This is a genomic window from Novosphingobium sp. SG751A (genome assembly GCF_013149295.1).
Taxonomy (GTDB): Bacteria; Pseudomonadota; Alphaproteobacteria; order Sphingomonadales; family Sphingomonadaceae; genus Novosphingobium.
Genome location: NZ_JABGCB010000073.1, coordinates 1 through 1,092 on the forward strand (window position 1 = coordinate 1; position 1,092 = coordinate 1,092).

Sequence of the window (1,092 nt, forward strand, 5' to 3'; positions counted from 1 at the left end):
GCGCCCACGCAGCGACTGCGGACAGAAGCATGAAGCCGGCGGCAGGGCAAAGCCAAATCGGGATTGACATTCCAACCGTTACAGAAGCGTAGCTAGTTTCGGCAGCGTTGGGCGCATCTGGTCAGCAACGGCGCGCCATTGCTGGCTGGCGGCCTCGGGCGTGTCCTGGGCAAAGGCTGTGCCGATGAAAGCCGAGACGACGCGCCTGCCGCTCTTGCCGGCATGAGCCAGGGCATTGCGCATGAAGTGGACGCGGCAGCGCTGCCAACTGGCGCACAGCAGCTTGGAGACAGCCGCCTTGATCCCTTCGTGCGCGTCGGAGATGACCAGTTTTACCCCACGTAACCCCCGGCGCGCCAGCTTGCGCAGGAAGGCCGTCCAGAAGGGCTCTGCCTCAGAAGCGCCGATGTCCATCCCCAGCACCTCGCGGCGCCCGTCGCTGTTGACGCCGACCGCGATGATCGCCGCCACCGAGACGATCCGACCGTTCCGACGCACTTTCACATAGGTCGCATCGATCCATAAATATGGCCAGTCGCCCTCGATCGGGCGATCCAGGAAGGCGTGGACGCGCTCATCGATGTCCTCGCACAAACGGCTCACCTGGCTCTTTGAAATGCCATCCATCCCCAACGCCTTGACCAGATCATCAACCGAGCGTGTTGATATGCCATGGATATAGGCCTCCTGGATCACCGCCGTCAGCGCCTTCTCGGCCATCCGGCGTGGCTCCAGGAAACCGGGAAAGTAGCTGCCCTTGCGCAATCTGGGGATCCGCAGTTCGACAGTCCCGGCGCGGGTCTGCCAGTCACGCTCACGATAGCCATTGCGCTGAACAAGCCGAGTGGCGGACTTCTCGCCATGGCCTGCGCCAGTCAGGGTGCCGACCTCCATTTCCATCAGTCGCTCGGCGGCAAAGGAAATCATGTCGCGCAAAATATCTGCGTCCGGGGCCTTTTCCACCAGCGAACGCAGGTGCATCATGGGATCGGTCATCGCGGTTTCTCCAGGTTCGAGCTTCGCAACCCAAACCTATCCGAAAATCACGGTGACCACCTCAACCCCAGCTACACCACGACATGGGACGCGATC

1 pseudogene is annotated in these 1,092 nt (G+C 62.1%); it reads right to left on the reverse strand.

What is annotated here, in order from left to right:
• Positions 1-81: 81 nt before the first annotated feature.
• Positions 82-996, reverse strand: a pseudogene (locus FHW96_RS25920) (IS256 family transposase); the annotation flags it as partial.
• Between the last annotated feature and the right edge of the window lie 96 nt (positions 997-1,092).